At 36.5% G+C, this 5763-nt stretch carries 8 protein-coding genes; all 8 read right to left on the reverse strand.

Annotation, left to right across the window (positions count from 1 at the left end):
- Positions 1-9 precede the first annotated feature (9 nt).
- The gene (locus tag F6K54_RS39025) at positions 10-186 is read right to left on the reverse strand and encodes a hypothetical protein (RefSeq protein ID WP_293089571.1); all 177 of its coding nucleotides are present in this window, start codon (positions 184-186) and stop codon (positions 10-12) included.
- A gap of 23 nt (positions 187-209) precedes the next feature.
- The gene (locus F6K54_RS39030; protein WP_293089573.1) at positions 210-1019 is read right to left on the reverse strand and encodes a hypothetical protein; all 810 of its coding nucleotides are present in this window, start codon (positions 1017-1019) and stop codon (positions 210-212) included.
- Positions 1009-2502: an ammonium transporter gene (locus F6K54_RS39035; protein ID WP_293089575.1), complete on the reverse strand. Its 1494-nt coding sequence runs from the start codon at positions 2500-2502 to the stop codon at positions 1009-1011. The genes F6K54_RS39030 and F6K54_RS39035 overlap by 11 nt, the downstream gene beginning before the upstream one ends.
- 499 nt (positions 2503-3001) lie before the next feature.
- Entirely contained in the window at positions 3002-3346 is a 345-nt protein-coding gene (gene hypA, locus F6K54_RS39040; protein ID WP_293089588.1) for a hydrogenase maturation nickel metallochaperone HypA, read from the reverse strand.
- A gap of 178 nt (positions 3347-3524) precedes the next feature.
- Positions 3525-4280, reverse strand: coding sequence for a Uma2 family endonuclease (locus tag F6K54_RS39045; RefSeq protein WP_293089590.1), 756 nt, complete (start codon positions 4278-4280; stop codon positions 3525-3527).
- 45 nt (positions 4281-4325) lie between these two features.
- A complete protein-coding gene (locus F6K54_RS39050; RefSeq protein WP_293089592.1) occupies positions 4326-4643 on the reverse strand; it encodes a hypothetical protein in 318 nt (105 codons plus the stop codon).
- A 226-nt stretch (positions 4644-4869) separates the two neighbouring features.
- The gene (locus F6K54_RS39055) at positions 4870-5154 is read right to left on the reverse strand and encodes a hypothetical protein (protein WP_293089594.1); all 285 of its coding nucleotides are present in this window, start codon (positions 5152-5154) and stop codon (positions 4870-4872) included.
- Positions 5096-5763: hydrogenase expression/formation protein HypE (gene hypE / locus F6K54_RS39060; protein ID WP_293089596.1), on the reverse strand; the 668-nt coding region annotated here is incomplete at its 5' end. The genes hypE and F6K54_RS39055, both read right to left, overlap by 59 nt.

Raw genomic sequence — 5763 nt, forward strand, 5'->3', positions numbered from 1 at the left:
CCTATGACCTCAACTATGTTTGTCCAAAAACTCCCTAAAAATAGAAAAGGCAAGAATATAATTCTCATATACAAGAGCCTGTCGCAAATGTCTTTTTAGGAAACGATTGGACAGCTCAATCGTTGCGCCATATACATTATCTGGTAAATTTTCTAGAAAATATTGCTTGAAGTCTTTGTCTGTCATGTTTTGTTAGAACCTATAAATCCTTACTTTAATACTTTCAAGATTTCGCGAGCAAGTTCCATGCCTTTCTTAAAATCTAAATTTCCATGATACAGAAAATTTGCGACATTACCTTTCAAGTCTTCTGGTATCTTATTTCCTTGATGTATTAGAAGAGTTTGTTTAGGGAAAAGAGCTAGGCAAGCTCCCAAATCAAAGTATGCAAGTGCGCTGATTGACTCCTCTTGTAGATTTTCCGGTGGCAAACAAATAATTGCACTAGAACATGAACATATTTCATTAATTCTAAGACTTATTGTTTCCAGGTTGTTTAACTGGTTTCGTGGATTTGTCTTCAAGTTATCCATCTCTGGAGCTAGTTCCATTTCCCTCATTTCCCTCACTGTAGCAAATACAGTTTGAATTTCTTCTAAAATTTGTTCATTATAATATGAGATGAATATTATTTTATCTGATTTGTACTTTTTTGCAGATGAATTAAGAAATGAAAGTTCAGGTGTTTTTTTCTCTTCTTCCAAATTAGCCTCAATCATTTTAATAGCTTGTAAAAAATATTCTTTCCCTGTCTCTAAATCGTCTCTTCCAACTGGTCTTTTTCTAACATCTAGTAACTTTTTACCATTTTCAAATAATTTGTCTACTTTGGCATCAGGAAACTTACTTAATGCTTCGGTTACTAATTCCTTTAGTTTGTCTAATAGACTTGAGAAATCATCAGTGAGTTTTTCAGGGCTAAAAGTTCTGCGGTTTTTATCAGCAAAATTATCGTAGTTGACTTTATTCAATTCTGACCTAATTTCATTGATATTAGACTTCATTGCATCAGTATTCATTGGTTTCAACTTTCTCCTTTTTCTCTAGTGAAAGGTAAGAAGACTCACCATGTTCCTGCCAATCTAACCCCCTTTTTTCTTCGTCTGCTTCTACTCTGATACCAAAAATTGAGTGTATAAACTTAAAGGATAACCAGATCGCAAAATAAGACCATGCGGGTATTAATAATGAGCCGAATATTTGGATCAAAGTAATTTTTGTAAAAATGGCAGTAGCTAATCCTCCCCAAATACCACAAAAAAAGTGTACGGGAACTGCTCCAACAGCATCATCAATTTTTCGTTCATACAACAAGTTAATACCCATAATGACAACCAGTCCTGCAACTCCCCCAATAATTAAAGATTTAAGTGGAGTGACGAGATCGCATGAAGCTGTAATTCCTACAAGTCCCCCTAACAAACCGTTGAGAACGGTTGAGAGGTCTATTCTACTTTTGTTAAACCATCTGTAAGCTATCACCGCACAAGCACTAGAACAGGCTGAAATAGTAGTATTTACGAAAATGCTTCCTACTTCGTCTGGGGTGCTAACTGTTCCAATACCAAAAGTGTGAACTCCTGCAATACCCAAAGTGCTTCCACCATTAAAACCGTACCACCCAATCCACAGAATAAAAGTTCCCATTGCCGCAAGGGGTAAACTGTGAGGCAACAATTGTTTTTCCTCTTCTGGAGGTATTGGTTTTCGACTGAACTTTCCTATTCGTGACTTCAAAATATTTACAATTGCTAAGGCAGCACCTCCTCCAACACCATGAACTACTACAGAGCCAGCAAAATCATGAAAGCCCTGTTTATTTAGCCAACCGCCTCCCCAAACCCAATAACCACTGACTGGGTAAACCAAACCTGTAATCAAGAATGTCAGCAGTAAATAGGCCCACGGCTTAATTCTACCTGCAACAGCTCCAGAACAGATGGTTGCTGCGGTGGCAGCAAAAGCAGCTTGAAAGAAGAAATCTATATAAACAGACAAGTGTTCCGCTCCTGCTCTAGATTCCGTACCATTCAAAAACATATAGGGTAGACTGATGCCAAAAATTTGGGGCATAAGATCGGCAGATTGCCAATTTTCAGGACGATACATTAACGCATAACCAAAGGCAAAATAGACTAAAATTCCTAGACAAGCATCAGCAATATTTTTAAACAGTACATTGACTGTATTTTTAGCTGCACTAAATCCTGCCTCTAACATCGCAAACCCTAGCTGCATCATTAACACTAATATTCCTGCTACTAGCACCCAAAGGTTGTCGAGTGCATCCTCTAGGGAAACATTACTCGAAGCTTCTGTGGCTTTGGATATTACTTGTTCTTGGACATCTTGTGCAGACAAGATAGTAGGAAATAGTACAAAAATAGCAACTGTAGCTACTAAAATGAAAATTTTATATAATCTTAACATCGCCGAGTATTTATTATTAATCATATTTGTTATCCGATCTACTTGACTCATATTTTCGTCAAGCTCTACCATCGCTTTTATTACATAAAATTCTACTCTAACTTAATCAACTTATGTTCAATTTTAGTTACCTTTTATACGAGTGAAAGTTCATCAGAAGATTTTAAATAACTCGTGAGTACTGGTATAACCATATCCATTTTAGGTGAGCCAGAGCTAGCAAAATAATCTTCCAACTTAGAATAAAGTCCTGATGGTACCCTTGCAGTAATAAGTTTATTGGACATTTTTACCATCCACTAACATAAACAAACATTGTTTTACATTATACAACATAAATTTTACTGAACGGGAAACCCTGAAGTAGTTAACTTAAAGTTAACCTTAAGTTCTTTTGAGCTAGGTAGCGATAAATTCCGTTAAAATTTCTGTAGCATTAGATTGCTTCGGCTAAATTTATACTTTCTCTTATTAGACTTTTCGCCTAGCAATGACAAGATAAATGCTCAATTTTTTAATTATTATTTATATGGTTTTTGTAGTCATTTTTCCCAGCCGATCGCCATTGATATTACACACATAATTCTTCTACTTCCATTTCCTTAATTTTAAGTTCTTGACCTTGAATAATATCTATTTCCACACTATTACAAACATGACAAACACCGAATGGTTGCTCCAGGGAAATTTCTGCTCCACATTGACGACATTTTCCTAAACCGGGAATTTTAATAATTTCTAAAGTTGCACCTTCTAAAACAGTACCTTTACTACAAACATCAAAACAAAATTCAATGGCATCAGGCATAATGGCAGAAAGTTCGCCTATTTCTAAGGTGACTCTTTTGACTAATTTTCCCTTAGCATTTTCAGCAACTATGGCAACAATATTTTGAGTGATTCCTAATTCGTGCATATTTACAAAACTTTTCCAGTTTTTTAGGTAATTTTTAAATTAAAAGTTAGAAGATAGGGAGAGAATTTTCAGCCTCAAAAATTCAGTTCCAGACTATTTATATTGACTGATGAAAAAACAATTTTCTATCTGCTAAAAAAATGTCAGTAGTAGAGCGATCGCTCGCCACATTTTTTAACTACAAAAGTTCATCAGGGTTAATACCTCTTTCTCTGAGAAGTTCCGCTAGTCGGTCAGCACGTTGTTTTTCCTGCTCTGCTCGTTGTTTTTCCTGTTCAGCTCGTTCATCTCCAGTTAACAAAATATTCCCCGAATCATCACACCAGCGCAACCAATCATATTCTTTTCCTTCAAAAATACCATGCCAAATTGTTAAACCCAATCCCACTTGAGACAAATATAAATTTCCTAGTTCTACATAACTATTACCTCGTAATTCATATACTCGTAAAATAGTTTCCCCAAATTGTTTTAGTGGGTCAAAAACGACATAATAACCAACCCCTGCAAAAGCATAATCTTGTAATTTACTACCCAACTCATTACCGATTTTATTAGGGACAATTTCGATAGCTACTTCTGGAGGTTTGCCAAAAGAAAATACAAAATAAGAACGATTCTGTTTTTCACTCCAATCTTCCGGTACTTTGACTCGTAAACTGAGTAGAACGTCCGGTACGAGTGGTGGTATTTTATTACCGTAAAAAAGCCCGACATTCGCAGTTGCTAAAAATGGTAAGTCTGTTTGAAAAGAACTATATAAAGTAGTAGTTAATAGTCGTTGTTGTTTCTCAGTAATTAAATTATCCACAGGAGTATCATCCTCAGTAATAACATCACTAATATCTGGTTCTACAAATTCAAAATCTTCTGGTTGCTTTTTGAAACTTTTAGGGGATGATTCAATATTTGTTTGTGTTGGTAATATAGACATAAATTTTTTCCTTATATGTGATTAAATCAAAAGATAAAATTCTAATCAATTAGATTCTTTTCTACTGCAAAAAATTTCAGGTTTTACAGACTGCCACAAAGCATCAACTTCATCAGATGTATAAATCTCTTCAGTTGTTAATTCCACAAAATCTTGTAAACGACGATTTAAAAAAGTTCTAGCAACTTTAATTATTTCTGCTTCTGGATAATTAGAATGAACCCAAATATTAACTTCAAACGAATTTATTCCCCCTGACTGGATCAAGAATTTAACTAGATGATATTTACCGGAAAATCCAGGACGTTCTTGATACTTATTAAGTTCAATAATTGCAATTTTAGCATCAAAAAAAGTTGTCATGTTCTTGAAATATTCAGGTTTTAAACTTCAAAATTTGATATTAATATTATGTCCGGTTGAATACTTATACTTTTTTGAAGTTAGGAAGGCAGAAGGAAAAGAAAGGTTCAAAAAGTTTTTAGCCGATAAAATCTTACTTTTAACTTCCATGAGTGGGAGAATTTGGAGACCAAACCCCTGCAAAATTTTGCTCATCCGTACATCCGTGCCCAAATCCTTGTCTTGCTCATCCGTGACAAAATCCTTGTCTTGCTCTTGTCTTGCTCTTGTCTTGCTCTTGTCTTGCTCTTGTCTTGCTCTTGTCTTGCTCCTTCCTAATTTCCATCATCCGTACATCCGTGCCCAAATCCTTGTCTTGCTCATCCGTGCCCAAATCCTTGTCTTGCTCATCCGTGACAAAATCCTTGTCTTGCTCTTGTCTTGCTCTTGTCTTGCTCTTGTCTTGCTCCTTCCTAACAAATTCTCGGCAGTTGGTCTCCCACCAACATATCCACAATACGCTCGGTGCCAAAAGTAGTTTCCAACAACAAAATTCCGGGAGGAGAAGCAATAACTTCCCCCACAATAGCAGCATCAATACCCGCAGGATGAGATTTCATGGCAGCTAAAACAGTTTCTGCTTTTTCTCCCGGCACCACTGTCACTAACTTACCTTCATTGGCAAAATATAAAGGATCGAGACCGAGAATTTCACAAACTCCCTGCACCTCCTCCCGCACTGGTAGAGAAGATTCAAAAAGTCGTATCCCTACTTCCGAACTCATGGCAAATTCATTTAATACTGTTGCTACACCGCCACGGGTAGCATCTCGCATTGCCCGCACCTCCGGACAAACATCAAGAATAACATCAACCAAACCATTCAAAGGTTGAGTATCGCTTTTAAGTTCCGTTTCTAAATCTAGATATCCACGGGCAACGGTAATAGCTGCTCCATGATCGCCTACATAACCATTTACAATAACGGCATCCCCTGGTTGGAGATTTTGGGCAGAAATAGAAACACCAGAACGAATTACACCCACCCCTGCAGTATTGATAAATAATTTGTCCGCAGCACCTCGGTGAACAACTTTTGTGTCTCCAGTAACAATTTTCACTCCGGCGACATCTGCTGCTG

Source organism: Okeania sp. SIO3B5 (assembly GCF_010692555.1).
Taxonomy (GTDB): domain Bacteria; phylum Cyanobacteriota; class Cyanobacteriia; order Cyanobacteriales; family Microcoleaceae; genus Okeania.

Coding starts and splice junctions, on each gene's coding strand:
- F6K54_RS39025 (WP_293089571.1), bottom strand. CDS start 186: ATGACAGACAAAGACTTCAAGCAATATTTTCTAGAAAATTTACCAGAT.
- F6K54_RS39030 (WP_293089573.1), bottom strand. CDS start 1,019: ATGAATACTGATGCAATGAAGTCTAATATCAATGAAATTAGGTCAGAA.
- F6K54_RS39035 (WP_293089575.1), bottom strand. CDS start 2,502: ATGGTAGAGCTTGACGAAAATATGAGTCAAGTAGATCGGATAACAAAT.
- hypA (WP_293089588.1), bottom strand. CDS start 3,346: ATGCACGAATTAGGAATCACTCAAAATATTGTTGCCATAGTTGCTGAA.
- F6K54_RS39045 (WP_293089590.1), bottom strand. CDS start 4,280: ATGTCTATATTACCAACACAAACAAATATTGAATCATCCCCTAAAAGT.
- F6K54_RS39050 (WP_293089592.1), bottom strand. CDS start 4,643: ATGACAACTTTTTTTGATGCTAAAATTGCAATTATTGAACTTAATAAG.